Here is a 2309-nt window from a genome sequence, read left to right on the forward strand (position 1 = left end):
CGTCAGCGCGCACCACCAGCGCGGCATGCCGGAACAGGCTCAATTCACACACCAGGCGTCGATACGTCTCATACAGCTTGCCGTTGCCCGCCGCCGCCACGATGCCGTCGTGGAACGCCACATTGGCACGCGCGTAGGCGCCGTCGTCGTGGGTCTCGAGCGCGCTGCGCATGGCGTCGATCTGCTTGCGCAGTTCGGCCAGTTGCACCGCGTCGATGCTCGACGCCAACATCCGGCACGCCGCTTCTTCAAGCACCGCGCGCACCGCGTAAATCTCGTCAGCCTCCGCCAGCGACACCACCCGTACAAACACGCCGCGGTTCTTCTCGTTGCGCACGAGGCCGGCCTGCTCCAGCGCGCGAAACGCCTCGCGTACCGGACCGCGCGAAACCTGCAGGCGCGCCGCCCAGTCCGCTTCGTTCAGCTTCGCGCCGGGCGCCAGCACCCCCTCGATGATGTTGCGCTCGATCTCTTCCCGAACCAGCGCCGTCAAGGAATGCCGGCGTACGACGTCAATCGGATCGACTGAGGCTGTCTGCATATTTTCGGTCATTTCGCCAATTTTTGCCACATTTATGTTGGTGAGATGCCGCTGGCTCATCACGCACAGAAAGTCAGGGCAATCCGCCGGTCAGTCGACCCGGCGGCGCGGAACCCGCGCGGCGATCAACAGCAGCGCGGCAAGCGAGACCATCAACAGAATCAGTGAGAGAGCGGACGCGGGCAGGTAATAGCCGCGCTCCACCTGGCCGACCACCACGATCGGCACCGTCGCAAACCCGGGCGGGTACACGGTCAGGGTCGCACCCAGTTCGCCCAGCGAGAGCGCGAAGCCCAGCGCGAGACTGGCGCGTATGGCCGGCACGAGTTGTGGCAGCACGACGCGGCGCAGCACCATTGAAGGCGGCGCGCCGAGGCTGGCCGCCGCTTCGCGCAGAATGGTCAACTCAGGGCGCAGGGCCGCTGCCGCGCAGCGGTAGCAGAACGGCAGCACCAGCGCGAGCTGCACAAACACGACGATCGCCGCCGAGCTGGACAGATCGACCGGCGGCTTGTGATACGCGATCAGCACCGCCAGGCCGAGCACCACGCTTGGCACGCCGTTGGGCATCATCGCGATCGTATCGACGAGCGCGCCTAGCCCGCGCCGGTCGCGTCCTTCAAGCGCGAGGGCCAGCCACAAGCCGAGGATGGTGCCGAGCACACCCACACCCAAACCGACTTCCAGACTAGTGGTCAGCGCGTCGAAATCACTCGAACCAAGCCGCTCGAACCAGCGCATGCTGAATCCGTCGGGCAGGATCGTGCCGGACCAATGGCCGGCGACGCTCGACAGCGCCACCACGACCACAGGCAAGACGAACAACCAGAAGCACAGCAACGCAGCAAATGCGAGAAACGCGCCGCCCGCCACGCGGGTGAGCAGACTGCGCTGCACCGGCCGTGCGCGCTTGTGCATGACCGGCAAAACAGTGGGGTCCAGATCGACGGCCATTAGCGTGCTCCTCTCACCTTGCGCCGGTTGACCTGGCGGTACAGCGCATACAACGACAAAGACATCGCCAGCATCACGACGGCGCCGGCAGCAGCGGTCGGCAAGTCCAGATCCACCGTCGCGGAGCTGTAGATTGCAACCGGCAGCGTGATCAGATGGGCACTGCCGAGCACCAGCAAAATGCCGAACTCATTTAGCGTCAGCAGGAAGCACAGGATGGTGCCGGCTGCGATACCCGGCCACGCGAGCGGCAGAATCACCTTGAACGCCACCATCCAGCCGTTGGCGCCGAGGCTGCGGGCCGCTTCAATCAGGCGCATGTCGAGCGTCGCAAACGAAGCGAGCGTCGGGCGCACGACGAACGGCGCGTAGAACACCACCTCGGCGAGAATCACCCCGCCTACGCCAAACAGAAAGTCGAGCGGCGGCGTACTGAGATGGAACAACCGCTGCAAACCAATACTCACCGAGCCCTGCGAGCCGTAGAGAAAAATCAGCGTAAAGGCGACCAGAAACGACGGAAACGCGACGAACAGTTCGAGGAACCGCGTGACGAGCCGCGCACCCGGGAACGGCTTGAAAAACAGCATCGAGGCCAGCGCCACGCCAAGCAGCGAGGCCAGTCCCGCGCTGGCAAACAGCACCCAGAGTGTCGTGCCGACCACGCCACGCGTTTCTGGATTGCCGAAGAAGGTTCCATAAGCCTGAAAGCCGAGGCCGCCATGGGGGCCGGTCAGACTGAGCAGGACAAGCCGAATCAGCGGATAGACCACCAGCGGGCCCAGCACAACCACGGCGAGGAACAGCAGGTGCC

Annotated in this window: 3 protein-coding genes; all 3 read right to left on the reverse strand. The window is 64.9% G+C overall.

The window, feature by feature from the left end:
• The coding region (locus tag WCA85_RS23425; RefSeq protein ID WP_424067236.1) for an FCD domain-containing protein at positions 1-553 on the reverse strand (553 nt) is incomplete at its 3' end.
• A gap of 78 nt (positions 554-631) precedes the next feature.
• Positions 632-1495, reverse strand: coding sequence for a 2-aminoethylphosphonate ABC transport system, membrane component PhnV (phnV, locus tag WCA85_RS23430; protein ID WP_424067237.1), 864 nt, complete (start codon positions 1493-1495; stop codon positions 632-634).
• The coding region (locus tag WCA85_RS23435; protein ID WP_424067238.1) for a 2-aminoethylphosphonate ABC transporter permease subunit at positions 1495-2309 on the reverse strand (815 nt) is incomplete at its 5' end. The genes WCA85_RS23435 and phnV, both read right to left, overlap by 1 nt.

Origin of the sequence: Paraburkholderia sp. (genome assembly GCF_049581445.1) — a bacterium.
Classification (GTDB): Bacteria; Pseudomonadota; Gammaproteobacteria; order Burkholderiales; family Burkholderiaceae; genus Paraburkholderia.